The organism is Acidovorax sp. AC410, assembly GCF_979253235.1.
In genome coordinates this window covers 5,785,947-5,812,743 of sequence record NZ_CEEDCG010000001.1, presented here as the reverse complement: position 1 = coordinate 5,812,743, position 26,797 = coordinate 5,785,947, and the positions used below count along the sequence as shown (strand labels likewise).

At 66.4% G+C, this 26,797-nt stretch carries 26 protein-coding genes and 2 tRNA genes; 17 read left to right on the top strand and 11 right to left on the bottom strand.

The window, feature by feature from the left end:
• Positions 1-25: 25 nt before the first annotated feature.
• The 3 genes from AC0IZS_RS26940 to AC0IZS_RS26930 form a co-directional block, all read right to left on the bottom strand.
• Positions 26-229, bottom strand: a complete 204-nt coding sequence (locus AC0IZS_RS26940; RefSeq protein ID WP_471638485.1) for a YjfB family protein — start codon at positions 227-229, stop codon at positions 26-28.
• A 94-nt stretch (positions 230-323) separates the two neighbouring features.
• Positions 324-1,739, bottom strand: coding sequence for a dihydrolipoyl dehydrogenase (locus tag AC0IZS_RS26935; RefSeq protein ID WP_471638484.1), 1,416 nt, complete (start codon positions 1,737-1,739; stop codon positions 324-326).
• An 82-nt stretch (positions 1,740-1,821) separates the two neighbouring features.
• On the bottom strand, positions 1,822-2,415 hold the full coding sequence (locus AC0IZS_RS26930; RefSeq protein ID WP_471638483.1) for an IMPACT family protein: 594 nt from the start codon (positions 2,413-2,415) through the stop codon (positions 1,822-1,824).
• Positions 2,416-2,735: 320 nt separating this feature from the next.
• Here AC0IZS_RS26930 and AC0IZS_RS26925 point away from each other — a divergent pair, with 320 nt between their 5' ends.
• On the top strand, positions 2,736-2,942 hold the full coding sequence (locus AC0IZS_RS26925) for a hypothetical protein (RefSeq protein ID WP_471638482.1): 207 nt from the start codon (positions 2,736-2,738) through the stop codon (positions 2,940-2,942).
• Between the two features lie 29 nt (positions 2,943-2,971).
• On the opposite strand, the gene AC0IZS_RS26920 is transcribed toward AC0IZS_RS26925, so the two are convergent.
• Entirely contained in the window at positions 2,972-3,505 is a 534-nt protein-coding gene (locus tag AC0IZS_RS26920; RefSeq protein WP_471638481.1) for a GNAT family N-acetyltransferase, read from the bottom strand.
• A 24-nt stretch (positions 3,506-3,529) separates the two neighbouring features.
• Positions 3,530-4,474: a bifunctional helix-turn-helix transcriptional regulator/GNAT family N-acetyltransferase gene (locus AC0IZS_RS26915; RefSeq protein ID WP_471638480.1), complete on the bottom strand. Its 945-nt coding sequence runs from the start codon at positions 4,472-4,474 to the stop codon at positions 3,530-3,532.
• 172 nt (positions 4,475-4,646) lie between these two features.
• Between AC0IZS_RS26915 and AC0IZS_RS26910 the strand changes: the two genes are divergently transcribed.
• Genes AC0IZS_RS26910 through AC0IZS_RS26900 form a run of 3 tightly spaced genes read left to right on the top strand, consistent with a single transcriptional unit; the run spans position 4,647 to position 8,858 of the window.
• Positions 4,647-7,034, top strand: coding sequence for a YgiQ family radical SAM protein (locus tag AC0IZS_RS26910; RefSeq protein ID WP_471638479.1), 2,388 nt, complete (start codon positions 4,647-4,649; stop codon positions 7,032-7,034).
• 14 nt (positions 7,035-7,048) lie between these two features.
• Positions 7,049-7,819, top strand: a complete 771-nt coding sequence (locus AC0IZS_RS26905; RefSeq protein ID WP_471638478.1) for a helix-turn-helix transcriptional regulator — start codon at positions 7,049-7,051, stop codon at positions 7,817-7,819.
• A 52-nt stretch (positions 7,820-7,871) separates the two neighbouring features.
• Positions 7,872-8,858 (top strand): DMT family transporter, encoded by a 987-nt coding sequence (locus tag AC0IZS_RS26900; RefSeq protein ID WP_471638477.1) that lies wholly within the window; start codon positions 7,872-7,874, stop codon positions 8,856-8,858.
• Positions 8,859-8,941: 83 nt separating this feature from the next.
• Here AC0IZS_RS26900 and AC0IZS_RS26895 read toward each other — a convergent pair whose 3' ends face one another.
• Both AC0IZS_RS26895 and AC0IZS_RS26890 read right to left on the bottom strand, forming a co-directional pair.
• Positions 8,942-11,365: an EAL domain-containing protein gene (locus tag AC0IZS_RS26895; protein WP_471638476.1), complete on the bottom strand. Its 2,424-nt coding sequence runs from the start codon at positions 11,363-11,365 to the stop codon at positions 8,942-8,944.
• Positions 11,366-11,659: 294 nt separating this feature from the next.
• Entirely contained in the window at positions 11,660-12,124 is a 465-nt protein-coding gene (locus tag AC0IZS_RS26890; RefSeq protein WP_471638475.1) for a hypothetical protein, read from the bottom strand.
• Between the two features lie 258 nt (positions 12,125-12,382).
• On the opposite strand from AC0IZS_RS26890, the gene AC0IZS_RS26885 reads away from it, so the two are divergent.
• Positions 12,383-13,291, top strand: a complete 909-nt coding sequence (locus AC0IZS_RS26885) for a hypothetical protein (protein WP_471638474.1) — start codon at positions 12,383-12,385, stop codon at positions 13,289-13,291.
• An 81-nt stretch (positions 13,292-13,372) separates the two neighbouring features.
• Here the strand turns inward: AC0IZS_RS26885 and AC0IZS_RS26880 are convergent, their stop codons facing one another.
• Together AC0IZS_RS26880 and AC0IZS_RS26875 are read right to left on the bottom strand one after the other, a co-directional pair.
• Entirely contained in the window at positions 13,373-14,053 is a 681-nt protein-coding gene (locus AC0IZS_RS26880; protein WP_471638473.1) for a DUF1294 domain-containing protein, read from the bottom strand.
• 15 nt (positions 14,054-14,068) lie between these two features.
• Positions 14,069-14,962 (bottom strand): CoA transferase, encoded by an 894-nt coding sequence (locus AC0IZS_RS26875; RefSeq protein WP_471638472.1) that lies wholly within the window; start codon positions 14,960-14,962, stop codon positions 14,069-14,071.
• A 174-nt stretch (positions 14,963-15,136) separates the two neighbouring features.
• On the opposite strand from AC0IZS_RS26875, the gene ygiD reads away from it, so the two are divergent.
• Complete coding sequence (gene ygiD / locus AC0IZS_RS26870; RefSeq protein ID WP_471638471.1) at positions 15,137-15,997, top strand: 4,5-DOPA-extradiol-dioxygenase; 861 nt, start codon at positions 15,137-15,139, stop codon at positions 15,995-15,997.
• On the opposite strand, the gene AC0IZS_RS26865 is transcribed toward ygiD, so the two are convergent.
• Together AC0IZS_RS26865 and AC0IZS_RS26860 are read right to left on the bottom strand one after the other, a co-directional pair.
• Positions 15,966-16,583, bottom strand: a complete 618-nt coding sequence (locus tag AC0IZS_RS26865; protein ID WP_471638470.1) for a nucleotidyltransferase family protein — start codon at positions 16,581-16,583, stop codon at positions 15,966-15,968. The genes ygiD and AC0IZS_RS26865 overlap by 32 nt on opposite strands.
• A complete protein-coding gene (locus AC0IZS_RS26860) occupies positions 16,576-17,772 on the bottom strand; it encodes an amino acid aminotransferase (RefSeq protein ID WP_471638469.1) in 1,197 nt (398 codons plus the stop codon). Before AC0IZS_RS26860 ends, AC0IZS_RS26865 begins: the two co-directional genes overlap by 8 nt.
• Positions 17,773-17,877: 105 nt before the next feature.
• On the opposite strand from AC0IZS_RS26860, the gene uvrB reads away from it, so the two are divergent.
• The 11 genes from uvrB to AC0IZS_RS26805 all read left to right on the top strand — a co-directional run bounded on the left by uvrB (position 17,878) and on the right by AC0IZS_RS26805 (position 26,786).
• Positions 17,878-19,968, top strand: a complete 2,091-nt coding sequence (gene uvrB, locus AC0IZS_RS26855) for an excinuclease ABC subunit UvrB (RefSeq protein WP_471638468.1) — start codon at positions 17,878-17,880, stop codon at positions 19,966-19,968.
• A gap of 292 nt (positions 19,969-20,260) precedes the next feature.
• Positions 20,261-20,797, top strand: coding sequence for a Fe-S cluster assembly transcriptional regulator IscR (gene iscR, locus AC0IZS_RS26850; RefSeq protein WP_057203117.1), 537 nt, complete (start codon positions 20,261-20,263; stop codon positions 20,795-20,797).
• A gap of 108 nt (positions 20,798-20,905) precedes the next feature.
• On the top strand, positions 20,906-22,120 hold the full coding sequence (locus AC0IZS_RS26845) for an IscS subfamily cysteine desulfurase (RefSeq protein WP_471638467.1): 1,215 nt from the start codon (positions 20,906-20,908) through the stop codon (positions 22,118-22,120).
• A 36-nt stretch (positions 22,121-22,156) separates the two neighbouring features.
• Positions 22,157-22,555, top strand: coding sequence for a Fe-S cluster assembly scaffold IscU (gene iscU, locus AC0IZS_RS26840; protein ID WP_057203115.1), 399 nt, complete (start codon positions 22,157-22,159; stop codon positions 22,553-22,555).
• Between the two features lie 6 nt (positions 22,556-22,561).
• Positions 22,562-22,885: an iron-sulfur cluster assembly protein IscA gene (iscA, locus tag AC0IZS_RS26835; RefSeq protein WP_428000582.1), complete on the top strand. Its 324-nt coding sequence runs from the start codon at positions 22,562-22,564 to the stop codon at positions 22,883-22,885.
• Between the two features lie 92 nt (positions 22,886-22,977).
• The gene (hscB, locus tag AC0IZS_RS26830) at positions 22,978-23,496 is read left to right on the top strand and encodes a Fe-S protein assembly co-chaperone HscB (RefSeq protein ID WP_471638466.1); all 519 of its coding nucleotides are present in this window, start codon (positions 22,978-22,980) and stop codon (positions 23,494-23,496) included.
• A gap of 83 nt (positions 23,497-23,579) precedes the next feature.
• Positions 23,580-25,448 (top strand): Fe-S protein assembly chaperone HscA, encoded by a 1,869-nt coding sequence (gene hscA / locus AC0IZS_RS26825; RefSeq protein ID WP_471638465.1) that lies wholly within the window; start codon positions 23,580-23,582, stop codon positions 25,446-25,448.
• 42 nt (positions 25,449-25,490) lie between these two features.
• A complete protein-coding gene (gene fdx / locus AC0IZS_RS26820) occupies positions 25,491-25,829 on the top strand; it encodes an ISC system 2Fe-2S type ferredoxin (RefSeq protein WP_057203111.1) in 339 nt (112 codons plus the stop codon).
• 1 nt (position 25,830) lies between these two features.
• Positions 25,831-26,544, top strand: a complete 714-nt coding sequence (gene dnaQ / locus AC0IZS_RS26815) for a DNA polymerase III subunit epsilon (protein WP_471638464.1) — start codon at positions 25,831-25,833, stop codon at positions 26,542-26,544.
• 38 nt (positions 26,545-26,582) lie between these two features.
• Positions 26,583-26,657: transfer RNA gene (locus AC0IZS_RS26810), tRNA-Val, on the top strand.
• Positions 26,658-26,711: 54 nt separating this feature from the next.
• A tRNA-Val gene (locus AC0IZS_RS26805) sits at positions 26,712-26,786 on the top strand.
• Positions 26,787-26,797: the final 11 nt, after the last annotated feature.

The window sequence follows — 26,797 nt, the reverse complement described above, 5'->3', positions numbered from 1 at the left end:
AAAAGGGAAGATTCCAGTCCAGGGGTCAGGCAAAGGTGTTGACCTGGGTGCCCAGTGTGCCCGAGGTGGCCAAGGGCGGCTGGGGCAGGGCCTGCAGCAGTGTGGCGGCCGAACTGGCCTGGATGTCCAGTGCCTTCTTGAGCACCCTGACATTCAGGGCATCGGAATTTTCGCGGCTGGCCAGGGCCGTGGCGGTGCTGACGATGCTGTTGCTGAGTGCGACATCCATGGGTGTTCTCCAGTGCTTGTCTGCCTTATCGACATTCTGCTCCCGAAATGAAGCGCATTTGCGCACTGTTACATCCTGGGGCAGGCAGCTCCTGTCACTCCAGTGCGGGTACGCCAATGGGTTTGCAGGCGGCCAGGTCCGATTCGCTGATGTCGGGCAGGTGGCGTGCCGCGTTGCGCAGGGCGGTGCGCAGGCCTTCCTCCAGCACCGGGTGGTAGATGGGCATGCCCAGCAACTGGTGCACCGTGAGTTTCTGCTGGATGGCCAGCGCCAGCAGGTGGGCCAGGTGTTCGCCATCGGGGGCGCACATCTCGGCACCCAGCAGCCGGGCATTGCCCTTGTCGGCATAGACGCACAGGCGCCCGTGGTTGCGCAGGGCGGCACGGGCCCGGCCGTGGTGGTCGAAGTCCACGGCGCCCACCACGGTGCGGGCCGGGTCGAGCTGGTCGAAAGGCGTGCCCACCACCGCCACGTTGGGGTCCGAGAACACGATGGACAGGCGCGTGCGGCGCACGAAGCGCGTGGGTTCGGCTGCCAGCGCGTTCATGCCGGCAATGTGGCCTTCGTCCGCGCCCTCGTGCAACAGTGCCGCATGGTCGTTGGCGTCGCCGGCCAGGAACACGCGCAGCTTGCCGATCTGCTGGGTCTGCGGGTCCACCTGGGGCATGCCGCGCTTGTCCAGCGGCTCGCCCAGCGTCTGGAGCCCCAGGTGCTCGATGTTGGGCGTGCGGCCCATGGCGGCGATCACCTGGTCCACCACCACGCGGTTGGCGCCACTGCGGACCTCGATGCCGCCCGGCACCTCGCGCAGTTCGGCCTTGGCGTGGGTGTGCAGCACCATTTCCTTTTTCAGCAGTGCTGCCAGTTCGGCATTCAGGGTCGGGTCGCTCAGACCTCCCAGGGTGTGGCCGCTGGTGAAGGCCGCCACCTCCAGGCCCAGCCGAGCCAGGGCCTGCGACAGCTCCACGCCGATGGCGCCCATGCCGATCACCGCCACGCGCGGGCCCAGCGTGGGCTGCTCGAACAGGGTGTCGGTGGTCAGGATGCGGTCGCCGAAGGCCAGCCATTCCTCGGGCACCACGGGCCGCGAGCCGGTGGCGATGATGATGCTGTCCGCGTGGTAGCGCACGCCGCCCACGTCCACGGTGTGCGCATCGAGCAGCACGGCGCGGCCCGAGAGGCTGGCGCCACCCAGGTCGTCCGTGGCCTTCAGGGCGCCGGCCACGAAGTCGTCGCGCAGCGCCCGCACACGCTGCAGCACGGCAGGGATGTCGGCCGTGAGGCCCTGGGCGCCGCGGATTCCGAACTCGTCGAAGGCGTGGCGCCGGTGGAAGGCATTGGCCGCCTCGATCAGGGTTTTGGACGGCATGCAGCCCACGCGCGCGCAGGTCGTGCCCCACGGGCCCTCGTTGACGATCAGGTAGCGCTCGGTGCGCTTGCGCACTTCGCGCAAGGCGGCCAGGCCGGCCGTGCCTGCGCCGATGATGAGGGTGTCGAGCGGCTGGCCCATGGATCGCGTCTCCCGAGGTGGTTTGGATCCGTAGTTTGCCGGGCGTGGCGCCATGCGCTTGTAGGCGGGTTGCCCAATGTGCTCAAGCGGCGGTATCGATCCAGCCCACCCGGCCCTGGCCCTGGTCGTTGATGCGCTGCACGAAGGCGTCGGCCTGGGCCTGCGGCAGCCGCAGCTGCAGGGTGACCAGCGAGCCATGCTGTACGTCCAGCAGCTCGGCCCCGGCCGCCTCCACCTCGCGGCGCAGCAGGCCTTCCAGCGCATAGGGCACCATGCACTGCAGCGTGGCCATGCGCTGCAGGATGACCTTGGGTGCTGTGAGCAAGGCCTGGGCGATGCTGTCGGTATAGGCCCGCACCAGCCCGCCCGCGCCCAGCTTGACGCCGCCAAAGTAGCGCACCACCGTGGCCAGCACGCCCTCCAGGTCCTGGTGGCGCAGCACGTCGAGCATGGGCCGGCCGGCGGTGCCGCCGGGCTCGCCATCGTCCACTGCCGCCGACTGGCCGCCCGCGAGCAGGGCCCAGCAGACATGCGCGGCGCCCGGGTGCTGCTTCCACAGTGCGTCCACGGCAGCCTGGGCGCTGGCCCGGTCGGCCATGGGCTGCACGCACCCGATGAAGCGGCTTTTCTTGATGATGAGCTCGCTGTGGGCCGGCGCGGACAGGGTCTGTGGCATGGGGCGCAGAGCATAAGCCAAACAGGCATGCTGTCTCTCTGGATCGCTGTCGCGGGCCTTCGAGACCATTTTTCGCGCACCCGGACAGGTGCCCTGGGCCTGCATAGTCCATTTGGGTGTGGCGCAAAAGAACCATTCCCGGCCGCTGCATGCGGCAGTTATGTGACGCCTGTCACAGCCGCGCGCCCGCTGGTCGGGCTGGGGCCTGTAAGTGTGCGTTCTGTCACAAGCGCAGACGCGGTGCGTTCCTACACTTGACCCCATAGCCGATAACTATTCTCGGCAAACAACAAGCAAGCAAACGCACCCAAGGACCCGCCATGTTCGCACTGCCATTGACCGCATCCCTCCCCAGCACGCTGGCCAGCCACGTGTTCGGTCGCTTCGCTGCATCGTCCACGCCACGCATGGCTGTGCAGTCTCCTGCCGCGGCCGCCAGCGCGCTGCGCGCCGATATGGCCACCGATTTCGAGGACGAGGAAGAGTTCGACCTGGCCCAGCGCGTGCGCGAAGTGGGTGAGTGGTAAGAACTATTCGCGCAGGGGGCTGCGGCTGCTCAAGCGGCTGCGGTATCGACCGCGCGTGACATGAGCACGCTGGTGTAGTTGGTGAGCGGCCTCCAGTCGCATTCGCCGACCACGCGGTAGCCCCAGGATTCATACATCGCAATCAATGCATGGGCCGGTTGGGCCGTGTCCAGTGCCAGGGTGGCGGCCCCGGCATTGCGCGCCCTCTGCACCAGCTCCGCGTGCAGCAGTTTCCCCAGGCCCAGGCCCTTGAACCGCGGCGCCACGCAGAACTGCGTGATGGACCACACCGTGCTGTCGCGGTACAGCGCTACTTTCGATTCCGGCTGCGGCGCGCGCAGCGTGGCCGTGGCCGCATAGTCCCCATCGATTTCCATGACCAGTGCCAGGCCCGAGGCCAGGCGCTTGGCCGTGTCCTCCACCGTCTGGTGGGTGGCCCAGTAGCGCAGGCCCTTGGCGGCGTGTGGGGCGTAGGCCGAGTGGATGAGCGCGGTCAGCCGCTCCAGGTCATCGTGCGGGGTGAGCAGGCGCAGGCTGGGTGGTGAAGAGGGGCTGTTTGTCACGGCGTCGGTCCGGGCGGGAGCTGGTCATAGCTTGAGCGACCAGGTTTCTCCCACCAATTGTTGCCCGAAGTCCTCGTAAGGCTCCGACTTGTCGAGGGTGAAACCCCGTTTGGCATAGATCGAACGTGCGGTAATGAGACAACTGTTGGTCCACAGCACCATTTTTTTGTAACCCTTGGCACGCGCAAAAGCGATGCATTCGTCGGTGAGCCGCGCTCCCAGGCCCATGCCGCGGGCCTTGGGCGAGAGGATCAGCATGCGCAGCTTGGCGGTGGTGGCCGACTTGCGCACCAAAAAGATGGCGCCCACGCGCTCGCCATCGAGCTCGGCGATCCAGCATTTTTCCCACGCGGGCTGGAACTTGCGCACGAACTGCGCCGCGATGTCGGCCACCAGGGCCTCGAAGCGCATGTCCCAGCCGTATTCGCGGGCGTAGATTTCGCCGTGCTGCTGCACCACCCAGCCGATGTCGCCCGGCGCCGGGTCGCGCAGCACGGCCACCTTTGCAGGGCCGCCGGTGGCTGCGGCGGGCTCCAGCAATGCCTCGATGCGTTCCATGGCCTGCACCAGTTCCTGCTGGCGGGGGGCGGGCAGGGGGGCGAGCAGGGCGGCCGCCTCGTCGCGCGAGCGCTGCTGCAGCGGGGCAAAGGCGGCGTGCCCGGCCGGCGTCAGCGTGAGTTCGCTCTGGCGCGCGTCCCTGGGGCTCGGCGCCCGGCTGATCCAGCCGGCATCCTCGAAGCGCCGCAGGATGCGGCTCAGGTAGCCGCCGTCCAGCCCCAGTTCGCGCGCCAGTTCGCTGGCCACCAGGGCGTCGCGGTGGGCCAGTTCATAGAGCACGCGCACGTCAGTCAGCGATAGCTCGCTGCCCAGGTAGGGGTCGAGTACGCCAATGCGGCGCGTGAAGAAACGGTTGAAACGGCGCACGGCCTTGACGGCGCCCGACGGTGCTTCGGCGGCAGCTTTTTCCATAGTTGATTGCCTTTGTCATGCAATTAATTGACTTTGGCAAGTATATGCGCACCGACCCATGGCCGGACACAGGGTAGGACAAACCGATCCAGGGCGACAAAACGGCCCCATCAACGTAAAATCGCGGGTTATCCATAACGGCCTCGCCCATTCGAGGTCTCGCACCCCCCACATGAACGCCCCTGTCGACGTCTCCTTTTTCGCGCGCGCAGCCAAGCCGCTGACCAGCTATCGCCCCTATTGGGCGAAGCGCTTCGGCACGGCCAAGTTCCTGCCGATGAGCCGCGCCGAGATGGAGCAACTGGGCTGGGACAGCTGCGACATCATCCTGGTGACGGGCGATGCCTATGTGGACCACCCGAGCTTCGGCATGGCCGTGATCGGCCGCACGCTGGAGGCCCAGGGCTTTCGCGTGGGCATCATCGCCCAGCCCGACTGGCAGAGCGCCGAGCCCTTCAAGGCGCTGGGCAAGCCCAACCTGTTCTGGGGCGTGACGGCGGGCAACATGGATTCCATGATCAACCGCTACACGGCGGACCGCAAGATCCGCAGCGATGACGCCTACACCCCCGGCGACATCGGCGGCAAGCGCCCCGACCGTGCGGCCATCGTCTACAGCCAGCGCTGCCGCGAGGCGTACAAGGATGTGCCCATCATCCTGGGCGGCATCGAAGGCAGCCTGCGCCGCATTGCCCACTACGACTACTGGAGCGACAAGGTGCGCCGCTCGGTGGTGGTGGATGCCAAGTGCGACCTGCTGCTGTACGGCAATGCCGAACGCGCCCTGGTCGAGGTGGCGCACCGCCTGGCCGCGCGTGAGCCCGTGGAGCAGATCACCGACGTGCGCGGCACGGCCTTCGTGCGCCGCTCCGACGACGAGACCGGCAAGGGCTGGTTCGAGATCGACTCCACCAGCGTGGACGAGCCGGGCCGGGTCGAGGCGCACATCAACCCCTACATGACGACCAGCGAGCAGGCCGCCGCCCAGGGCAGCACCTGCAGCAAGGAAGATGGCACTCTGGATGCAGAGGCCGGCGCAGCCGCTGGGGGCGAGCCCAACCCCGCCATCCGGCCCATGCTGTTCGTGGCCAACCCGGCGCTCAAGGCCAAGCTCAAGGTGCCGCCGCGCGACCGCAGCGTGATCCGCCTGCCCAGCTTCGAGCAGGTCAAGAGCGACCCGGTGCTCTACGCCCACGCCAACCGCGTGCTGCACCTGGAGACCAACCCCGGCAATGCGCGGGCGCTGGTGCAGGCTCACGGTGAGGGTGTGACCGCCCGCGACGTGTGGATCAACCCACCGCCCATCCCGCTGACCACGGCCGAGATGGACTATGTGTTCGACCTGACCTACGCGCGCGGCCCGCACCCGAGCTATGCCGACGAGAACGGCAGCCATGAAGGCACGACCAAGATCCCCGCGTGGGAGATGATCCGCTTTTCGGTGAACATCATGCGCGGCTGCTTCGGCGGCTGCACCTTCTGCTCGATCACCGAGCACGAGGGGCGCATCATCCAGAGCCGCTCCGAGGACTCCATCATCCAGGAGATCGAGGACATCCGCGACAAGGTGAGCGGCTTCACCGGCACTATTTCGGACCTGGGCGGCCCCACGGCCAACATGTACCGCCTGGGCTGCAAGAGCCCCGAGATCGAGGCCGCCTGCCGCAAGCCGAGCTGCGTGTACCCGGGCATCTGCTCCAACCTGGGCACCAACCACGACCCGCTGATCAAGATCTACCGCCGCGGCCGTGCGCTCAAGGGCATCAAGAAGATCCTGATCGGCTCGGGCCTGCGCTACGACCTGGCCGTGAAGAGCCCCGAGTACGTCAAGGAGCTGGTGCAGCACCACGTGGGCGGCTACCTCAAGATCGCGCCCGAGCACACCGAGCAGGGCCCGCTCACGAAGATGATGAAGCCGGGCATCGGCAGCTATGACAAGTTCAAGCAGATGTTCGAGAAGTTCAGCGAAGAGGCGGGCAAGAAGCAGTTCCTGATCCCGTACTTCATCGCCGCGCACCCGGGCACCAGCGACGAGGACATGATGAACCTCGCCATCTGGCTCAAGAAGAACGGTTTCCGTGCCGACCAGGTGCAGACCTTCTACCCGAGCCCCATGGCCACGGCCACCGCCATGTACCACAGCAACAAGAACCCGCTGCGCAAGATCACGCGCGACAGCGAGGGTGTGGACATCGTGCGCGGCGAAAAGCGCCGCCGCCTGCACAAGGCCTTCTTGCGTTACCACGACCCGAACAACTGGCCGCTGCTGCGTGACGCGCTCAAGGCCATGGGCCGGGCCGACCTGATCGGCAATGGCAAGCACCACCTGATCCCGACCTTCCAGCCACTGACGGACGGCGGCTACCAGAGCGCGCGGCGCAAGAACTCCACGCCTGGCGGTGCCAAGGCGGGCACTGCGGCCGTGGCATCGAAGCCCTCGCAGGGCGTGGCGCTCAAGTCCACGCAGCCGCAAAAGGGCCGCATGCTCACCCAGCACACCGGCCTGCCACCGCGCGTGACCGGCTCGGCCAAGCCCTCGGCCGGCCGCAAGGGCCGCTAGCCCACGGCCCTTCCATGCCGCAGGACCGCATCCTCTACGCCGACAGCGCTGCGTGGCGGGTGGAGCGGGTGGTCAAACCTGCGGGCGCGGCCCATCCCGATAATCCGGTTTACCAAGTGGCCACGCCGCGCTGGGTGTTTCCGGTGTGCGGCGTGTCCGAGTTCCACATACAGGGGCGGCAGGTGCTGCTCGACGGGCTGACCGTGGTGGCCCTGCCCACCGGGTTGCCGTACCAGATCCACGAATGGCAGGCCGCGCCGCGCAGCCACATGGTGGTCAGCATGCAGCCGGGCAGCGCATCGGCGGGCAGCCCCGGCAAGGCACTCGCATGGATGATGCCACCCCGGGCCCTGTGGCAGCTGCGCCTGCACTGGCGCGCCCTGGCGCAGGGGAGAGAGCGGATAGCCGAGCCCGTGCTCGGGCAGGGGGTGTTGTGCGGCAGCGCCATGGCCCATGCGGCGGTGGCCCGTGCAAGGCGCTTCATGGCCACGCGCACCGCGGCTGCCGACGGCCTGGCCTGGTCGCTGCATGACGTGGCCGACGCGGCCTGCTGCTCCTACTTCCACCTCACGCGCCTGTTCCGGGCCCACACCGGCCTGGGCCTGCATGACTACCGCGAGCAGTTGCGGCTGGCGGCAGCGCTGCAGCGCCTGGACGAGGGCGAGGCCGACCTGGCCGCCCTGGCGCACGACCTGGGCTACAGCAGCCAGAGCCACCTGGGCACGGTGTTCCGCCGCGCCATCGGCGTGACGCCGGCGCAGGCGCGGCAGGCATTGCGGGGCTGATCTCCGCAGGATTCTGATAGCCGCAGCAGGGCGCCGCGCCGAGACTGCGGGCATGCCTGCTTTCACATCTTCCCTGCACCGCCTGTATTCCTCCATTCCATCACTCTGGGTCGGTGCTCTGGCCGCATTGGCGGCCGCGCTCATCGGCAGCGGTTGGCAGATCGCCTCGCGCCATGGCGTCACCACCACGCTGGGGCCGGTCGAGCTGGCCGTGCTGCGCTATGCCATTCCTGCGCTGGTCCTGGCACCCCTGTGGCTGCGGCGCAGCGGGTGGCCGCCAGGCCTGTCGTACAGGCGCTGCGCGCTGCTGGTGCTGTGTGGGGGCCTGCCATTCGGTCTGGTGGTGCTGGCCGGCGCGCGCTGGGCGCCTGCGGCGCACATGGGCATTTTCGTGGCGGGCAGCCTGCCAGTGTTCACCGCGCTGGGCGGCTGGCTGGTGGCCGGGGAGCGGCCGGCGCCTTCGCGGCTGCTGGGGCTGGCGCTGATCATGGCGGGCATGGCGGTCTTCGGTGCCGCCGGCTGGCGCGCGGTGGAGGGGGCCTGGCGCGGCGACCTGTTGTTCCTGCTGGCAGCGCTGCTGTGGTCGGTGTACACGCTGGCGTTTCGCGGCAGCGGCCTCACGCCATGGCAGGGCGCTGCTGTGGTGAACCTGGGCTCGGCCCTGCTGTTGCTGCCCGTGCTGCTGGTGGCGGGTGCGCCGCGCCTGCTGTCGGCACCGTGGGCCGACGTGGCCTGGCAGGCGCTGGGGCAGGGCGTGGCGGCCGGGTTGCTGGGCCTGGTGGTCTACAGTGTGGCGATTGCGCGGCTGGGCGCGGCGCGCGCTTCCCTGTCGGCGGCGCTGGTGCCGCTGTTCACGGCCGCGGGTGGCGCATGGCTGCTGGGCGAGCCGGTCTCGGGGGCTCTGCTGGCGGCCGTGCTGCTGGTGGTGCCCGGCGTGGCCCTGGGCAGCGGGGCTCTGGCTCAGAGGCTGAGAGCTTTTCAGCCGTGCCCGGAATGCGCGTCAAAACGCTCCCAATCTAGGCGCAAAGCGCAGCCATAGCGCGGGCTATGGCGAGCATTTGCAACGACGAGTGGGGGTGTTTTGGCGTGCAGGACGGGCATGGACGAAAGGCTCTCTGCCTCTCAGCCGCCCCGCAGGCAGTCGGCCAGCGGGATGGGGCGCGAGAGCGCATAGCCCTGTGCATGGTCCACGCCGATGGTGCGCAGTGCATCGACGATGTCCATGGATTCGGCAAACTCCGCGATGGTCTCCTTGCCCATGACATGGCCGATGTGGTTGATCATCTCCACCATCGCGCGGTTGGTGGGGTCGTCCAGCAGGTCGCGCACGAAGCTGCCGTCGATCTTGAGGTAGTCCACCGGCAGGTGCTTGAGGTAGGTGAAGGAAGACATGCCCACGCCGAAATCATCGAGCGCAAAGCGGCAGCCCAGCTGCTGCAGGTCCTTCATCAGCCGCACCGCGCTGGGCAGGTGCGATATGGCGCTGGTCTCGGTGATCTCGAAGCACAGCCGGCGCGGGTCCACCCCCGACTGCTCGATTTCACGGTGGATGTACCTGAGCAGGCTTTCGTCCCCCAGGCTGGTGCCCGAGAGGTTGATGGCGCAGGTGTGCACGGCCGGGCGGCCGCCTGCAGCCTGGTGCTGCGCCAGAGCGCCCAGCGTATGCCGCACCACCCAGCGGTCGATGGCGGGCATCATGCCGTAGTGCTCGGCAGCGGGGATGAAGCAGCCTGGGGCGATGAGTTCCTCCGTGTTGTCTTCGGCAAGGCGCAGCAGCACTTCCAGGTGCAGCCCCGCTCCCGTCCCCTGCAGCGCGGTGATGGTCTGCGCGTGCAGCCGGAAGCGGTCGTGCTCCAGCGCCAGGCGCAGGCGCCGCACCCAGTCCATGTCGCCCTCGCGGCGGCTCATCTCGATGTCTTCCGTCTGGTAGACGAAGACCTGGTTGCGCCCGCCCTCCTTGGCGCGGTAGCAGGCCATGTCGGCCACGCGCATGGCTTCCTGGATGGTGCTGAGCGCAGGGATCAGCTGCACCATGCCGATGCTCAGGCCGGTGGAGAGCTGCCGGCCCTCCCACAGCACGCGCAGTTCGTGCCCGGCCTGGCGCAACTGCTCGGCAATGCGTGCCGAGGGGCCGGGCGGGCAGTCCTTGAGCAGAATGCCGAATTCATCGCCACCCAACCGCGCCAGCGTATCGTCCTCGCGAAGATGGCTTTGCAGCATGCGGCAGACCTCGCGCAGCATTTCGTCGCCGGCCTGGTGGCCGCAGGTGTCGTTGATGAGCTTGAACTGGTCCAGATCCACGAAGAGCAGGGCGCCTTCGCGCCCCATGGCGCGCGGCTGGCTGAGCAGGACTTCCAGCCGGCGCTCGAATTCGCGCCGGTTCACCAGGCCGGTGAGCGCATCGTGGCTGGCCTGCCAGGACAGCTGTTCCACATAGTGCTGCTCGCGTGTCACGTCGTGCAGCACCAGCACGGCCCCCGTGGGCCGGCCCTGGTGGTGGATCGCCGAGCCGACCAGCTTGACGGGCACCAGGCTCTGGTCGGGGCGCACCACCGTGGGGGTGAAGCCATCGCGGTGCGTGGGCCCACCGCGCAGCACCCGCTCCACCAACTGGTCGGCACCCAGGGGGCCCGTGCCATCATTGAGCTGCAGCACCTGGGCCAGGGGGCGACCGGTGGCCTCCTGCGCCGCCATGCCCAGCAGGGCCTCTGCTGCAGGATTGAGGTAGAGCACCTTGCCATGCGGATCGGTGGTCACCACGGCATCGCCAATGGCCGCCAGCGTGACATGCGCCTGCTCGCGCTCCGCGTCGAGCGCCAGCTCCGCACGCTGTCGCTGGGCCAGCAGCGCCCGGGTGTGCCAGGTGGTCAGCAGGATCAGCACGGCGGCCATGCCCATGTTGGCCCAGAGCAGCCATTGCACGATGCGCCGGGAGCTGTCTCCCAGTGAAGCGCTGAAGGCCCGGGCCGCCGGCGTCGCGCCCGCGTTGATGGCGCGGATGCTGGCCTGCCAGTTCCGGCGCGTGGTGGCGTCCACCATGCCGGTGGTATGGCCGTGCTGGATCTCCTGTGACAGCTGCACCAGGCTGGCAATGTAGCGGTCTCCGACCATCCAGTGGACCAGCGGCTGCTGCATGATTTCGTAGCGGTTGAACCAGCGCAGCAGCCAGATCAGGCTGTCGATGTCCTCGGGGTGGTTCTCGCCGCGGGCAAATCCCTCGCGCGCGGCCTGCAGGTCGATGGGGTTGGACTCCATCAGCGCCAGCCGGGCCGCCTTGTCACCCAGCGGGACATCGACGGCCTTCCTGAACTGCACGTAGGCATCGGGGGAGCCCGTGGCGGCGTAGCGGTCCAGGTAGTAGATGGCGTCCTTCTGCCCCTTGGTCCAGAGGCTTTCGCCTGCGACGAAAGCACGCACCGCCGACAGCACGTATAGGCTGCCCGAAGCACAGGCCGCCAGCAGCAGCACCATCAGCAGGAAAGGCCAGGTGATCCGCAGCGTCGAACGCAGCGGTCCCTGGCCTGGTGGCTCGCGCGCGTCGGACATGCACGGCTGCCGCTGGTGCGTCAAGACCGGGCGGTCCCTTGCCCCTGGCGCAGTTTCCTGTGGCTGAACAACCCCATTGCGATTCCCTCCCGTGCGGTGGGCGGCGTCTGCCCCAACGACCAGAGGGTCGAAGGTTGCGCATGACTGCCTGCGGCGCAGAACCACTATATCGGCAACCACGCCACTGCGCAGCAAATCCTTGGCGGCGGGAAATGGGGCCGCAGATGTGGAAAACCCGCGTGCCTTGCGGAACGCGGGTTCTTTGTGGGGTGGCTGGGGAGCCCGGGGGAGGGATCAGCTCGTCGCTGCGTGCGTCCCTACCACCACTGACTGGGTCTTCTCGTCCGGCACCGGCGGCGTGACCAGGTCTTCGATGATGAAGGTGCGGTAGTAGAAGGCCGTGGCAGCGCCCTCGGGAGCGATGGCTGCGACCACGGTATCGGGCTCGTCCTTGCTGTCCATCTGGATCAGCAGGCCGTGGTGGCCCGTGCTCGCCAGATCGGCAATGCGGCGCACCATGTCGCCTTCGGCGCCTACGGAGGGCAGGGGGGCATCCGCCGTGCCGAGCGTGCGCACGATGTCGGCCAGGATGGCCTCGGGGCTGGCATAGGCCAACTCGCCCTTGTGGCCTGCGGCCTCCAGGGCCGTCGCTGCCTGGCGCACGCAGTCCTCGTCGGGGAACAGGGCGAACACATGCCCGGTGGGATAGAACACGCCGCCCATATTGGTCATGGTGGAGTCAAGAATCATTGGCTTCATGGCCGTCTCCTTTGGAGGGGTGGATACGTCTTCCATTGAAGCCGTTGGCGGCTGGAGTGCGTGTAGTCCCGGGGGGCATTCCTGTGTCATCCGCGGGCACCTGCCTCAGTTCGCCATGCGCGAGAGTGCGACGGATTTCACACCATATCGTTCGAAGTTGTATCTGCCGCCACCCATTCGTTGACACCAGAACTGCGCCAGCGATGATGCTCGTGCCCCCTGCCTGGACGCAGCCATTGCGCTTCCCATCTTCCCTTTATGCACCATGCGCAGTGGGCGCGGGATTTTGCGCAGCCGGGCCAGCAACTTCGATTCAACCTTGATGGAACTGATAAGGAGAGAGCGGTGCCCACTATTATTTTCGCGTTGAAGCCTTGGTCCTCGTCCACGGCCACTATTTCAAAACATGAAAACTCACTTGGCGGCATTGACAGCACTTCCTGGCCGGTCAATGCAGTCTCTGTGGCCGATCCCTACGCTGTTTCGGTCGGCCGGATCCTGAACTGGGACGAGGAAACCTTCGACGACCAGGGCGGGATCATCGTGCGCCGTTCCGGGGTGGGGTTCTCTTTTCAAAAAGCATTCGAGCACTACACCAGGGTCACGGGGGAGCCCGCGCCTCACAAATACAAGGTCACGCGCGCGACCTTGTCATTCAAGTACCGCAGCCTGGGCATGACGTTCATGGTGGGCGATGTGCAGGATTCCATCAAGCGCGGCGGGTCGCAGCTCAACCGCTTGTTCTTCTCCAGCAGGATTGGCCCTGACGAGCTGTTTGAGCCGACCGAGCCTGCTCCTATCAAGACCATCGCGCCTTTTGATCCCCGGCACCAGAAGATGCCGGCGAGAATCGAGACCAGCCCGATGGAAAACGTAAAGATCAAGCCGTTCTACAAGGTCCGCGAGGGAGGACCTCCGCCCATTTCCATACCAATCGGGTTCATCACCAATCCGGGTGGGCATATCCTGAGTGTGGATACCAAAAATGATTGCGATGGTGTTTACGCCATTGATTTGACCGGAAAGATCAACCCGCAAAACAGGTTCGGCATCATTCTTGCCGGCGCCCCCCATGGAGAGAGCTTGAGCGATCCCGGTATTGATGTATTCGATTTCGGTGCGGCGCTTTATTATGATTTCGTTCTGTCGGTGCAACTCGATTTCTGAGGGGCTGGCAACAGCCGGGCAGGCGCTTGCAAAATGATTGCAAGATATTGACGGTTCATTGCCTGCCCCGGCTGCCGTCCGTCATCCCGCCCAGCGCATCAGCCAGGCAGCCAGGCCCGCGCAATGCAGCGCCACCGTGGCCCAGTACACCACCCGGAACTCTGCCTTGCTGGATTTGTGGCGCAGCGTCTGCTGGGCGAACCACGCGCCCGGCCAGCCGCCGGCGAGGGCCAGCAGGTGCAGGTTTTTCTCCGGCACGCGCCACTGCCCGCTCTGCGCAGCGCTCTTGTCCATGGCGTAGATGACGAAGGTCAGCAGGTTGAGTGCAGCGGCGGCTCCCAGCAGCCACAGGGGCAGCCGTGCGTTCCACGCGCCCCAGGCCAGCAGCGCCAGCCACAGGGCCATCAAGAGCAAGGCAGGCCCACGGGATGCCGCGCTGACCGAATTGCTGCTGCGCGTGCGCTGGTGCCGGCGCGGTGCGGGCGCCTGTGCCTTGTGTGCCTTGTGTGGCTGGCGTGCCGGCTGCGGCTTCGGGGTTGTGCCGGCAGCCGAGGGTGCGCCCGCCGGCTGTACCGCCATCGCCCGCGGTCCCTTGCCGCCCACGTGGATCTCTTCGTACACCACGGCCTGGCCTTCGCGCGGCGCGCCGTTGCCACGGAAGTCGCGCACGTGGAAGAACACCTCCGCATCGGTGCCCGGGCTGCGGATGAAGCCAAAGGCGCGCTCGGCGTTCCAGCGCACCACTTTTCCTTGCTTTTGCATGCTTGCTTTTTGTCTTCAGGCGAGTGTGTGCAGCGGAATGTCCTGCGCCAGGGCCAGCGCGTCGAGCTGCGCACGGGTCTGCGTGCGCAGGAAGCCCGCCACGGCCTCGTGGGTGGCGGGGGCGCGCAGTACCTCTGCATCGCCCGTGGCGGCCAGGCCGGCCGCTGCGCACAGGCTGGCGGCAAAGTGCGGCTCGAGCGCAGCCACGGCCACACGGCCGTCGGCGCAGGGGTAGATGCGGTAGCCGGCGTGGTTGCCGCCTACGTCGCCACCGGGCGTGGTCAGGCCCCAATCGCGTGGCTGGGCCAGCCAGGCGGCGGCGTGGGCCAGCGCGACCTCGATGCAGACCCCGTTGCCGGTGTGGGCTCGCTCCAGCAGGGCCTGCAGCACGGCCTCGCTGGCCATCAGCGATCCGCCCATGTCGGCGTACAGGGTGGGCGGCATCTCGGTGCCGGTGACCAGGCCGGCATCGGCCAGGTAGGTGAGGTCGTGGCCCGGCTCCTCGGCGCGCTCGGCGGCGGCGCCCACGATGCGCACCAGCGACAGGCGCGGGTATTTGGCCTGCAGGGCCTCCCAGCCCAGGCCCAGCTTGGCCAGGGCCGAGGGGCGAAAGGAGGTGATCAGCACATCGGTGCGCGCCAGTTCCTCGTGCAGCGTGGCCTGGCCCTCGGCGGTCTTGAGGTGGGCATGCAGCACCCGCACGCCCTGGTGCAGGGTGGCGTACGCTGCGGGGCTGTAGATGCCCATGGGGTCGGCGCTCGGGTAGCCGGCCACCGGTGGCGGTTCGAGCTTGGTGCACTCGGCGCCCATGCGGGCGCAGCGCATCAGCGCGGCGGGGCCGGGCAGGTTCAGGGCAAGGCTCAGGACGCGGGTGTTGCGCAGGGGTTGGGGCAGGGTGGTGGTGGTCATGTCTCTTTATAGGAATGGAAGGGCGGCGATGCAAAGGCACCCGATGGCCGGAACTTTGCTCAGGCCAGGTGCTCACTCCCTGCGTTATACAAAATTTGTTACCTTCTCCCGTCCATGCACCGCAGAACCTCTTTGGCCGCCCTTGCTGCCCTGGCCATTTTTCCGGGAGTGACCGTGACTTCGCTCAGCAATGCCGCCGCCTTGCCCGTGTTGCAATCCCTCAAACCCTCGCCGCGCATGCCGGTGCTGTTCGTGGGCCATGGCAGCCCCATGAATGCCATCGAGGACAACGCCTGGCGCCGTGCCTGGGAGGCGCTGGGCACAGAGCTGATGGCGCGCGCGGTGCAACCCCAGCTGATCCTGTGCATCTCGGCCCACTGGCTCACGCGGGACGGCTGGCAGCTCACCGGCATGGCCAACCCCAAGACCATCCACGATTTCGGTGGCTTTCCGCAGGCGCTGTTTGACCAGCAGTACCCGGCGCCGGGCGCACCCGCCGTAGCGCGCACGCTGGCCAAGGAGCTGAAATCGCCGGCCACGGGCGCGGCGCTGGGGGTGGATGAGGGCGAATGGGGTCTGGACCATGGCACCTGGTCGGTGCTCAAGCCCATGTTCCCCAAGGCGCAGATCCCTGTGCTGCAGCTGAGCATGGACTACAGCCGTGCCCCTGCCGAGCACCATGCACTGGGCAAGCAGCTCGCGGCCCTGCGCGAGCGCGGCGTGCTGATCGTGGGCAGCGGCAACGTGGTACACAACCTGCGTGCCACGCGGCGTGGCACGGCGGCCAATGAGGCCTACGACTGGGCGCAGGAGTTCGATGCCGTGGTGCAGGACCAGATCAAGAAGGGCCAGCTCGATGCGCTGGCGGACTTTCTGAAGCTCGGCGCTGTGGCCAAGCAGGCCCACCCCACGCACGAGCACTACTTGCCGCTGCTGTATGCGGCCGGGGCGGTGCAATCGATCGAGATGCCGCGCTTCTTCAATACCGGCTTCCAGTCGGCGTCTATATCCATGCGCTCTGTGCTGTGGGGGTGAATTCGCGCTCAATGCGCAACCAGGGCCAGCGCTGCTGGTAGCTGGCCGCCTTGGCATCGAACAGTGGCAGGTGCGGGCAGGCAGGGTTGGGCCGCAGGATGCCGGCATACAGCGCATCGAGCCCGTAGGGTGCCTGCAGCACCGGGCCTGACGGGCCGGGCTGCAATCCCACGCAGGTGCAGGGCACCAGAAAGCGGCCAATGCCCTCGCGCGCCGAGGTGAGGGCGGTGTAGGGGTAGCCAAACCATTCCTCGTACCACAGGTGTACGCGCGCCTGGTTCTTGGCTTCCACGGTGATGGGCAGGTCGGCGAACAGGGCTGCGGCGCGCGCCTGCACGGCCTCTTCGGCGGCGGCCGACAGGTCGCCCGCGTCGAAGTAGAACAGGTCGTAGTCCTTGATGCGCGCATCGGGCGCATGGCCCGCCTGCAGGTTCCACACCGTCTGGAACAGGCAGCCCGCGACCAGCCAGGCATCGGGCAGGCCCATAAGCGGCAAACGCTCCAGAATGGCCGCGTTGTGCGGGTTCTGGAGCGCCTGGCTCACAAAGCGGTGCCGCAGCACCGCTTCATCGTCGAAATCAGACAACTTTTGCGATGGATTGGCAGACGTAGTCGATGTTCTTGCTGTTCAGCGCAGCAACGCACATGCGGCCGGTGTCGGTGCCGTACACGCCGAATTCGCTGCGCAGGCGCACCATCTGGTCCTTGGAGAGGCCCGAGTAGCTGAACATGCCGATCTGGGTGGTGATGAAGGACATGTCCTGCTTCACGCCGGCGGCCTTCAGGCCGTCGACCAGCTTCTGGCGCATGGCCTTGATGCGCACGCGCATTTCGGCCAGCTCCTGCTCCCACAGGGCGCGCAGCTCGGGGTTGCCGAGCACGGCGGCCACCACGGCACCGCCGTGGATGGGTGGGTTGGAGTAGTTCGTGCGGATCACGATCTTCAGCTGGCTCAGCACGCGGCTGGCTTCTTCCTTGTTGGCGCACAGCACCGACAGGCCGCCCACGCGCTCGCCGTACAGGCTGAAGCTCTTGCTGAACGAGGTGGAGACGAAGAAATTCAGGCCGGCGGCCACGAATTTGCCGATCACGGCGCCGTCTTCGGCGATGCCATGGCCAAAGCCCTGGTAGGCCATGTCCAGGAAGGGGGTCAGGTTCTTCGCCTTGACGGCAGCGATCACCTGGTCCCATTGGTCGGCCGTGATGTCGTAGCCGGTGGGGTTGTGGCAGCAGGCGTGCAGCACGACGATGGTGCCGGCCACGGCGGCGTTCAGGCTGGCCAGGAAGCCTTCGAAGTTCACGCCGCGCTTTTCGGCGTCGTAGTAGGCGTAGCTGTCGACTTCGAAACCGGCGTTGGTGAACAGCGCACGGTGGTTTTCCCAGCTCGGGTCGGAGATCAGCACCTTGGCGTTGGGGCTGACCTTTTTCAGGAAGTCGGCGCCGATCTTCAGGCCGCCGGTGCCGCCGATGGCCTGCACGGTGGCCACGCGGCCGGAGGTCACGGGCTCGCTGTCGGCGCCGAAGACCAGGCCCTTGACGGCATTGTCATAGGCCACGATGCCGTCGATGGGCAGGTAGCCGCGGGCCGTGGGGGTCGACATCATGGTCTTTTCAGCGGCCTGTACGCATTGCAGCAGGGGCAGCTTGCCGTTGTCGTCGAAATACACGCCCACACCCAGGTTGACCTTGTTGGGGTTGGTGTCGGCAGCAAATTGCTCGTTGAGGCCCAGGATGGGGTCGCGGGGTGCCATTTCGACGGCGGTGAACAGAGACATGAAAATCCTTGAAAGGTTGTCAGTAGCGAAGAATCCAGGCGTGGTGTAACGTGCCAGGTTCCGCCGATTTTAACGGCTAGCCCCCACCAACCGTTGACCTACCCCATGCTGGAAATATCAGAAGTCATACCGGATCAGCAAGACGGCGAGTTCGTGCGCTTCCCCGATTCGCCGTTCGAGCTGTTCCAGCCCTACCCCCCCGCGGGCGACCAGCCCGAGGCCATCGACAAGCTGGTCGAGGGGCTGAACGACGGCGAGGCCTTCCAGACCCTGCTCGGGGTCACGGGCTCGGGCAAGACCTTCACCATGGCCAACGTGATCGCCCGCATGGGCCGCCCGGCCATCGTGTTCGCGCCCAACAAGACGCTGGCCGCGCAGCTGTACAGCGAATTCCGCGAGTTCTTCCCGAAGAACGCCGTGGAATACTTCGTGAGCTACTACGACTACTACCAGCCCGAGGCCTACGTTCCCCAGCGCGACCTGTTCATCGAGAAGGACAGCGCGATCAACGAGCACATCGAGCAGATGCGCCTGTCATGCACCAAGAGTCTGATGGAGCGCACCGACGTGGTCATCGTGGCCACCGTGTCGGCCATCTACGGCATCGGCGAGCCCGAGAGCTACCACCGCATGGTGATGACCTTGCGCACCGGGGACAAGCTGGGCCAGCGTGATGTGATCGCCCAGCTGATCCGCATGCAGTACCAGCGCAATGAGGCCGATTTCTCGCGCGGCAAGTTCCGCGTGCGCGGCGACACCATCGACGTCTTCCCGGCCGAGCACTCGGAGCTGGCCATCCGCATCGAGCTGTTTGACGACGAGATCGAGAGCCTGCAGCTGTTCGATCCGCTCACCGGCCGTGTCAAGCAGAAGATCCCGCGCTTCACGGTCTACCCCAGCAGCCACTATGTGACGCCGCGCGACAAGGTGCTGGCGGCCGTGGAAACCATCAAGATCGAGTTGGCCGAGCGCCTGAAACAACTGCTTGCCGACGGCAAGCTGGTGGAGGCCCAGCGCCTGGAGCAGCGCACGCGCTTCGACCTGGAGATGCTCAGCGAAGTAGGGCACTGCAAGGGCATCGAGAACTACACGCGCCACCTCTCGGGCGCCGCGCCGGGCGACCCGCCCAGCACGCTGACCGACTACATGCCCAAGAACGCGCTGATGTTCCTGGACGAGAGCCACCAGATGATCGGCCAGCTCAACGCCATGTACAGCGGCGACCGCTCGCGCAAGACCACGCTGGTGGAGTATGGCTTTCGCCTGCCCTCGGCGCTGGACAACCGGCCGCTCAAGTTCGAGGAGTTCGAGCAGCGCATGCGCCAGGTGGTGTTCGTCTCGGCCACGCCGGCCGACTACGAGAAGCAGCACGCCGGCCAGGTGGTGGACCAGGTGGTGCGCCCCACGGGCCTGGTGGACCCTATTGTGGAGGTGCGCCCCGCCACCCATCAGGTGGATGATGTGCTGCAGGAGATCCGCATCCGCGCCGAGAAGAACGAGCGCGTGCTCATCACCACGCTGACCAAGCGCATGGCCGAGCAGCTCACCGACTACCTCACCGACAACGGTGTCAAGGTGCGCTACCTGCACAGCGACGTGGACACGGTGGAGCGGGTGGAGATCATCCGCGACCTGCGCCTGGGCGCCTTCGATGTGCTGGTGGGCATCAACCTGCTGCGCGAGGGGCTCGATATCCCCGAGGTGTCGCTGGTGGCCATTCTGGATGCCGACAAGGAGGGCTTTCTGCGCGCCGAGCGCAGCCTGATCCAGACCATCGGCCGCGCGGCGCGCAACCTCAATGGCCACGCCATCCTCTACGCCGACCGCATCACCGAGTCCATGAAAAAAGCCATGGGCGAGACGGAACGCCGGCGCATCAAACAGATCGCACACAACGAGGCGCATGGAATCACGCCGCGCAGCATTGTCAAGAGGGTAAGAGACCTGATTGACGGTGTGTACAGCGAGAAAGCGGGCAAGGACGCCGAGCGCCTGGAGCAGGAAACGATGCAGCGCGCCAAGGTGGAGGACATGTCCGAGAAGGACGTGGCACGCGAAATCAAGCGGCTGGAGAAGGCCATGCTCGACCATGCGCGCAACCTCGAGTTCGAGCAGGCGGCCCGCGTGCGGGACCAGCTCACGCGCCTCAAGGACCAGGCCTTCGGTGCGCATGGCAACGATTCCGTGGCCTTGTGAAAGCGAGTTTGCACCCCGACATGAGGACGGGGAAGTGCATTCCTGGCGAATTGGGCGGTCAGTAAAAACGCGTATGGGGAAATAGTGACCCGCTGGTTTCTTATCCCGACTGATTCGATAGGGATTTGTGCTATACTCCTACAAACTACTCAAGAACAAAAGCCCACAAGATGAAGGGCTCTGCACCGGGAAAACCCGGGTGGAGTAAGGGGCGGAGACGGTGTCGTTGCGGGCCAACAGCCTGCAGTCGGCAGTTTCTACAACGAACAAGCCTTAGCACAAGGAGCTTGCGATGCGTCTCACTACCAAAGGCCGTTTTGCGGTCACCGCCATGATTGACCTGGCCCTGCGCCAGAACAACGGACCCGTCACCCTGGCTGCCATCAGCCAGCGCCAGCAGATTTCGCTGTCCTACCTGGAACAGCTGTTCGGCAAGCTGCGCCGCCATGAACTGGTGGAATCCACCCGTGGCCCCGGCGGCGGCTACACTCTGGCCCGCAAGGCGGGCGACATCACGGTGGCCGACATCATCGTATCCGTGGACGAACCCATTGACGCCACCCAGTGCGGCGGCAAGGAAAACTGCCTGGGCGAAGCCGGCCGCTGCATGACGCACGAGCTGTGGGCATCGCTGAACCAGCGCATGGTCGAGTTCCTCGACTCCGTCACGCTGCAAAAGCTGGTGGAAGAGCAATTGGCCAAGGGTGTGCAGATCGAAGACAAACCGATCGTGCGCCGCGCCATCTCGACCACCCCTGTGGTCAAGCCGATTCGCGTGAATGCCCCGAATTCGGTGTTCGCACTCGGCAACGTGTTCGCCAAGTCCTGACCTCCAGATCGACCATGCCGGCCCTGGGGTCGGCACCGCCCTGAACGTTTTTTACTGTACTGCCCCTTGTTGTTTGCAAGCCAGCAACCTTCCTGAGCCAGCCACGCCATGACTCCACATTTCCCCATCTATCTTGACTACGGCGCAACCACGCCGGTGGACCCCCGCGTGGTGGACGCCATGATCCCCTGGTTGCGCGAGCACTTCGGCAACCCGGCATCGCGCAGCCATGCCTGGGGCTGGGAGGCGGAAGAGGCCGTGGAAAAGGCGCGTGTGCAGGTGGCCGAGTTGATCAACGCCGACCCGCGCGAAATCGTCTGGACCAGCGGTGCGACCGAGTCCATCAACCTGGCCTTGAAGGGCGCGGCCCAGTTCTACAAGGGCAAGGGCAAGCACCTGATCACGCTCAAGACCGAGCACAAGGCCGTGCTGGACACGGTGCGCGAGCTGGAGCGCCAGGGCTTTGAAGCCACCTACCTCGACGTCAAGGAAGACGGCCTGGTGGACCTGGAGGCCCTCAAGGCCGCCATCCGCCCCGACACGGTGCTCGTGAGCATCCTGTTCGTGAACAACGAGATCGGCGTGATCCAGGACATCCCGGCCATCGGCGCACTGTGCCGTGAAAAGGGCGCGCTGCTGCACGTGGATGCAGCGCAGGCCACGGGCCGCGTCGAGATCGACATGAACACCCTGCCCATCGACCTGATGAGCATGACCGCGCACAAGACCTACGGCCCCAAGGGCGTGGGCGCCCTGTACGTGCGCCGCAAGCCCCGTGTGCGCCTGGAAGCGCAGATGCACGGTGGCGGCCATGAGCGCGGCATGCGCTCGGGCACCTTGCCCACGCACCAGATCGTGGGCATGGGCGAGGCCTTCCGCATCGCCAAGGAAGAAATGGCCGAGTCCAACGCCAAGGCGTACGCGCTGCAGCAGCGCCTGCTCAATGGCTTGAAGGACATCGAACAGGTGTTCATCAACGGCAGCATGGAGCGCCGCGTGCCGCAGAACCTGAACATGAGCTTCAACTTCGTCGAAGGCGAATCGCTCATCATGGGCATCAAGGGCCTGGCCGTGTCGTCGGGCTCCGCCTGCACCTCCGCCAGCCTGGAGCCCAGCTACGTGCTGCGCGCCCTGGGCCGCAGCGACGAGCTGGCCCACAGCAGCCTGCGCATGACCATCGGCCGTTTCACGACCGAGGAAGAGATCGACTACGCCATTGGCACCATCCGCGAGAACGTCGCCCGCCTGCGCGAGCTGAGCCCGCTGTGGGAGATGTACCAGGATGGCATCGACATCAGCACCATCCAGTGGGCTGCGCACTGACCGAATTGCATTTGACGAATTGAAGAGGTACACATCATGGCTTATTCAGACAAAGTGGTTGACCATTACGAGAACCCCCGCAACGTGGGTTCCTTCGACAAGGGCGACGATTCGGTGGGCACCGGCATGGTGGGCGCGCCCGCCTGCGGCGACGTGATGAAGCTGCAGATCAAGGTGAACCCCGAAACCGGCGTGATCGAAGACGCACGCTTCAAGACCTATGGCTGCGGCTCGGCCATCGCCTCGTCCTCGCTCGTGACCGAATGGGTCAAGGGCAAGACCCTGGACGAAGCGGCTGCATTGAAGAACAGCGTGATCGCCGAAGAGCTGGCCCTGCCGCCCGTCAAGATCCACTGCTCCATCCTCGCGGAAGACGCCATCAAGGCCGCCGTGCTCGACTACAAGACCAAGCACGCTGCCGCAGTGGCGGCCTGATCGACCATGGCCATCACGCTGACCGAAGCCGCTGCGCGGCACGTCACCCGCTACCTGTCCCGCCGGGGCAAGGGGATGGGCGTGCGCCTGGGCGTCAAGACCACGGGCTGCTCGGGCCTGGCCTACCAGCTTGAGTACGTGGACGACAGCGCGCCTGAAGACGTGGTGTTCGAGAACCACGGCGTGAAGTTGCTGATCGACCCCAAGAGCCTGGCCTACATCGATGGCACCGAGCTCGACTTTGTGCGCGAGGGCCTGAACGAAGGCTTCAAGTTCAACAACCCCAACGAGCGCGACCGCTGCGGTTGCGGCGAGAGCTTCCGCGTCTGATCGCTTGCAGGCCGCTGTGCCTGTGTTGATCGCCTAGCCAAACCGCCATCGCACCTCTGTGCTGGCGGTTTTTTCTTGACCCTTTCCCCTCCATGAACCTGCAATCCGACGATTTCGAGCTGTTCGGCCTGGCGCAGCGCTTTGCGCAGGAGCGCAGCGCCATTGATGCGCGCTGGAAGGAGCTGCAGCGCGAAGCCCATCCCGACAAGTTCGCCGCCCAGGGCGCTGCGGCCCAGCGCGTGGCCATGCAGTGGTCGGTGCGCATCAACGAGGCCTACCAGCGCCTGAAAGACCCGCTGCGCCGTGCCGCCTACCTGTGTGAGCTGCGCGATGCCCCCATCCGCGCCGAGGACAACACGGCCATGCCGGCGGCTTTTCTGATGCAGCAGATGGAGTGGCGCGAGGCGCTCGAAGACGCCCAGGGCGAGGCCGCGCTGGATGCCCTGGACGGCGAGGTGCAGCAGGCGCGGCGCGCGGCGCTGGCCCGCTGTGGACAGTTGCTGGACGAGCAGGGCGATGCCGCCGGTGCGGCGCGCGAGGTCAGAGCCCTCATGTTCATTGCGCGATTTGGCGACGACATCGAACGCCGCCGGGATCAACTGGGACAATAGAGGCCAGCGGGGCCTGCCCCCTTTCCTGCGGGCCGCGCGGCGGGCTTGCAGACAACGTAGAACACGACGACAAGAATCACTCCATGGCGCTTTTGCAGATCTCCGAACCCGGCCAGTCCCCCGACCCGCACCAGCGGCGCATTGCCGTGGGCATTGACCTCGGTACCACGCATTCCCTGGTGGCTGCCGTGCGCAACGGCGTGGCCGAATGCCTGCCTGACGACCAGGGCCGGGTGCTGCTGCCCTCGGTGGTGCGCTACCTGGAGGCGGGTGGCCGCCAGATCGGGCACGACGCCGTGGCCGCGCAGGTGGAGGACCCGCGCAACACCATTGCCTCGGTCAAGCGTTTCATGGGCCGGGGCCTGGCAGACGTGGCCGATGCTGGCAAGCTGCCCTACGACTTCGTGCCCCCGGCCGACAGCGCCCTGGGCATGGTGAGCCTGGCCACCGTGTGTGGCGTGAAATCGCCCGTGGAGGTGAGCGCCGAGATCCTGGCCACGCTGCGCTACCGCGCCGAAGACACCTTCAACGACGACCTGTACGGCGCGGTGATCACCGTGCCCGCGTACTTCGACGACGCCCAGCGCCAGGCCACCAAGGACGCGGCCCAACTGGCCGGCATCCACCTGCTGCGCCTGATCAACGAGCCCACGGCCGCAGCCATCGCCTATGGGCTGGACAATGCCAGCGAGGGCGTCTACGCCGTGTACGACCTCGGTGGCGGCACCTTCGATATCTCCATCCTGCGGCTCACGCAGGGCGTGTTCGAGGTCATCGCCACGGGCGGCGATTCGGCCCTGGGCGGGGATGACTACGATGCCGCGCTGGCCGAATGGGTGCTGCAGCAACTGGGTCGCACGGTCGAGTCGCCCGGCGACAAGGTCGCGGCCCGCATGGCGGCCCGGGCCTGCAAGGAGGCGCTGAGCGCCGCCGACAGCGCCACCTTCACCGCACAGCTGGCAGGCGAGGGCGTGCAGCACGCTGTCTCGCGCGCGGACTTCGAGGTCGCCACGGCGCCGCTCACGGCGCGCTCCATGGTGGCCGTGCGCCGTGCGCTGCGCGATGCGCAGCTCACCCGCGAGGAAGTGCAGGGCGTGGTCATGGTCGGTGGCTCCACCCGCATGCCGCAGGTGCAGCAAGCCGTGGCCGACTTCTTTGGCACCACGCCGCTGACCAACCTGAATCCCGACGAGGTGGTGGCCCTGGGCGCCTCGATCCAGGCCAACCAGCTGGCCGGCAACAACACCGCGGGCGACCTGCTGCTGCTGGATGTGATCCCGCTGTCGCTGGGCATCGAGACCATGGGTGGCCTGGTGGAGCGCATCGTGGCGCGCAACGAGACCATCCCCACCGCCAAGGCGCAGGACTTCACCACCTACAAGGACGGCCAGACCGCCCTGGCCATCCACGTGCTGCAGGGCGAGCGTGACCTGGTGCAGGACTGCCGGAGCCTCGCGCGCTTCGAGTTGCGCGGCATTCCGCCCATGGCGGCCGGCGCGGCGCGCATCCGCGTGACCTTCACCGTCGATGCCGACGGCCTCCTGAGCGTGAGTGCGAAGGAGCAGGGCAGTGGGGTGGAGGCACGCATCGACGTGAAGCCCTCCTACGGCCTGTCGGACGACGAGATCGCCCGCATGCTGCAGGATGGCTTTGCCACCGCCGCGCAGGACATGCGCGCCCGCGCCGTGGTCGAGGCCCGCGTGGACGCCGACCGCATGCTGCTGGCCACCCAGAGCGCACTCGACGCCGACGGCGACGTGCTCTCGGCGGCAGAGCGCACCGATATCGACGCCCTGATGCAGGCCCTGCGCGGGCAGCGCGAAGCCGAGGATGCTGCCGTGATCGAAGCCGCCACCGAGGCCCTGGCCAAGGGCACCGAGGCCTTTGCCGCGCAGCGCATGAACCGCGGCATCCAGCAGGCGCTGGCCGGCCGCAACGTGCAGTCCTTCTGACCGCCCCATTTTTCCATCCCTTACAAGAACAAGACGCCCGCCATGCCCGTCATCCGAATCCTGCCCCACCCGGAATACTGTCCTGCCGGCGCCGAAATCACGGCGCCTGCCGGCACCTCGATCTGCGAGGCCATGCTGGACAACCACATCGACATCGAGCACGCCTGCGACATGAGCTGCGCCTGCACCACCTGCCACGTCATCGTGCGCCAGGGCTTGTCGTCGCTCAACGATGCCGAAGAAGAAGAGGAAGACCTGCTGGACCGCGCCTGGGGCCTGGAACCCCAATCGCGCCTGTCCTGCCAGGCCATCCTGGCGCAAACCGATGTGACCGTGGAAATCCCCAAGTACACGATCAACCACGCGAAAGAGAATCACTGACATGACACGGCAGATCGTTCTGGATACCGAAACCACCGGCCTCTCGGCCGAAGGTGGCGACCGCATCATCGAACTCGGTTGCGTGGAGCTGTTCAACCGCAAGCTCACCGGCAACAACCTGCACTTCTATTTCAACCCGGGGCGTGACAGCCACGAGGACGCGCTCAAGGTCCACGGCATCAGCAACGAGTTCCTGCGCGACAAGCCCAAGTTCGCCGAGCTGGCGCCGGACATCCTGGAGTACCTCAAGGACGCCGAGGTCATCATCCACAACGCGGCCTTCGACGTGGGCTTCCTGAACAAGGAGCTTGAGCTCACGGGCCGCCCACCGCTCAAGACCTACGTCGGCAGCGTGACCGACACCCTGGCCATGGCCAAGGAAATGTTCCCCGGCAAGCGCAACTCGCTGGACGCTCTGTGCGACCGGCTGGAGGTGGACAACTCGGGCCGCACGCTGCACGGCGCCTTGCTCGATGCCGAACTGCTGGCCGACGTGTACATCAACATGACGCGCGGGCAGGATGCGCTGCTGGTGATCGACGACACGGACGACAGCGCCGGCGGGATCAGCGTGGCTGCCATCGACCTGAGCGCCCTGGTGCTGCCCGTGCTGCCTGCCAGCGAACAGGAAGTGGCGTCGCACGCCGAGGTGCTCACGCAGATCGACAAGGCGAGCAACGGCAAGACAATCTGGCGAAAATTCGAAAACGCCTGAAAAGTTGTGCCATAATCGAAGGCTGTCGCAGCGACACAGGGAGATTAGCTCAGGGGTAGAGCACTGCATTCACACTGCAGGGGTCGCAAGTTCGAAACTTGCATCTCCCACCACCCACGCTCGCAGACAGGCCACGGCAAAGTCCTTCGCATGAAGGATGGCGCTGCGGGAGATTAGCTCAGGGGTAGAGCACTGCATTCACACTGCAGGGGTCGCAAGTTCGAAACTTGCATCTCCCACCAATTCGAAACCC

Coding starts and splice junctions, on each gene's coding strand:
- AC0IZS_RS26940 (WP_471638485.1), bottom strand. CDS start 229: ATGGATGTCGCACTCAGCAACAGCATCGTCAGCACCGCCACGGCCCTG.
- iscR (WP_057203117.1), top strand. CDS start 20,261: ATGCGTCTCACTACCAAAGGCCGTTTTGCGGTCACCGCCATGATTGAC.
- fdx (WP_057203111.1), top strand. CDS start 25,491: ATGCCCGTCATCCGAATCCTGCCCCACCCGGAATACTGTCCTGCCGGC.
- AC0IZS_RS26930 (WP_471638483.1), bottom strand. CDS start 2,415: ATGCCACAGACCCTGTCCGCGCCGGCCCACAGCGAGCTCATCATCAAG.
- iscU (WP_057203115.1), top strand. CDS start 22,157: ATGGCTTATTCAGACAAAGTGGTTGACCATTACGAGAACCCCCGCAAC.
- hscA (WP_471638465.1), top strand. CDS start 23,580: ATGGCGCTTTTGCAGATCTCCGAACCCGGCCAGTCCCCCGACCCGCAC.
- AC0IZS_RS26910 (WP_471638479.1), top strand. CDS start 4,647: ATGAACGCCCCTGTCGACGTCTCCTTTTTCGCGCGCGCAGCCAAGCCG.
- AC0IZS_RS26880 (WP_471638473.1), bottom strand. CDS start 14,053: ATGCAAAAGCAAGGAAAAGTGGTGCGCTGGAACGCCGAGCGCGCCTTT.
- AC0IZS_RS26905 (WP_471638478.1), top strand. CDS start 7,049: ATGCCGCAGGACCGCATCCTCTACGCCGACAGCGCTGCGTGGCGGGTG.
- AC0IZS_RS26900 (WP_471638477.1), top strand. CDS start 7,872: ATGCCTGCTTTCACATCTTCCCTGCACCGCCTGTATTCCTCCATTCCA.
- hscB (WP_471638466.1), top strand. CDS start 22,978: ATGAACCTGCAATCCGACGATTTCGAGCTGTTCGGCCTGGCGCAGCGC.
- AC0IZS_RS26925 (WP_471638482.1), top strand. CDS start 2,736: ATGTTCGCACTGCCATTGACCGCATCCCTCCCCAGCACGCTGGCCAGC.
- AC0IZS_RS26860 (WP_471638469.1), bottom strand. CDS start 17,772: ATGTCTCTGTTCACCGCCGTCGAAATGGCACCCCGCGACCCCATCCTG.
- AC0IZS_RS26895 (WP_471638476.1), bottom strand. CDS start 11,365: ATGTCCGACGCGCGCGAGCCACCAGGCCAGGGACCGCTGCGTTCGACG.
- AC0IZS_RS26845 (WP_471638467.1), top strand. CDS start 20,906: ATGACTCCACATTTCCCCATCTATCTTGACTACGGCGCAACCACGCCG.
- AC0IZS_RS26875 (WP_471638472.1), bottom strand. CDS start 14,962: ATGACCACCACCACCCTGCCCCAACCCCTGCGCAACACCCGCGTCCTG.
- uvrB (WP_471638468.1), top strand. CDS start 17,878: ATGCTGGAAATATCAGAAGTCATACCGGATCAGCAAGACGGCGAGTTC.
- AC0IZS_RS26885 (WP_471638474.1), top strand. CDS start 12,383: ATGCACCATGCGCAGTGGGCGCGGGATTTTGCGCAGCCGGGCCAGCAA.
- AC0IZS_RS26935 (WP_471638484.1), bottom strand. CDS start 1,739: ATGGGCCAGCCGCTCGACACCCTCATCATCGGCGCAGGCACGGCCGGC.
- AC0IZS_RS26915 (WP_471638480.1), bottom strand. CDS start 4,474: ATGGAAAAAGCTGCCGCCGAAGCACCGTCGGGCGCCGTCAAGGCCGTG.
- iscA (WP_428000582.1), top strand. CDS start 22,562: ATGGCCATCACGCTGACCGAAGCCGCTGCGCGGCACGTCACCCGCTAC.
- dnaQ (WP_471638464.1), top strand. CDS start 25,831: ATGACACGGCAGATCGTTCTGGATACCGAAACCACCGGCCTCTCGGCC.
- AC0IZS_RS26890 (WP_471638475.1), bottom strand. CDS start 12,124: ATGAAGCCAATGATTCTTGACTCCACCATGACCAATATGGGCGGCGTG.